The following is a 545-nucleotide window of genomic DNA, read 5'->3' on the forward strand; positions in this document are numbered from 1 at the left end:
CTCCGGAACACCCCCCACCACGGGCACCCCCACCCAGCCCGCCATGTCCTCCCGGTTCGTGCGCTCCGCCAGATCGGGCTCCCGGGGCACCGAGCCCCACACCAGGCCCCGCGGCGTCAACCCCCGCCGCCTGATCGCCTCCACCGTCAGCGCGGTCGAGTTGATCGTGCCCAGCCCCATCCCGGTCACCACCAGCAGCTCCGCCCCCAGTTCCCCGGCGAGATCGGCGATCGTGCCACCCGCCCGGTCGAAGGGGACCAACAGGCCACCGGCCCCCTCCACCAACACCAGGTCCCGGCCGGTGGCCAGGGGCGCGATCCGCCGGGCGGCCCCGCGGGGGTCGGGGCCATCGACCCCGGCCAGTCGGGCGGCCGTCGCGGGCGCCAGCGGATCGGGCAGGCGCATCGGTTCCACGGTGATCAGCGGTTCCGGGGTGCCCCCCGGTCCTTCCCGTTCTCCCCGTCCCTCCCGGTCGTGCCGTCCGGTCGTGCCGACCCGGCCGACGAGTCGCCGCACCTCGTCCACGTCCCCCGGCTCCCCGGCAC

Annotated in this window: 1 protein-coding gene; it reads right to left on the reverse strand. The window is 76.5% G+C overall.

The genetic code is table 11. From position 1 onward, the window contains the following. On the reverse strand, positions 1-525 hold a 525-nt coding region (gene bioD / locus FOE67_RS28015; RefSeq protein WP_323385644.1), incomplete at its 3' end, for an ATP-dependent dethiobiotin synthetase BioD. Positions 526-545 lie beyond the last annotated feature (20 nt).

Source organism: Streptomyces calidiresistens, assembly GCF_014141525.1.
In the GTDB taxonomy this organism is placed as follows: Bacteria; Actinomycetota; Actinomycetes; order Streptomycetales; family Streptomycetaceae; genus Streptomyces; species Streptomyces calidiresistens.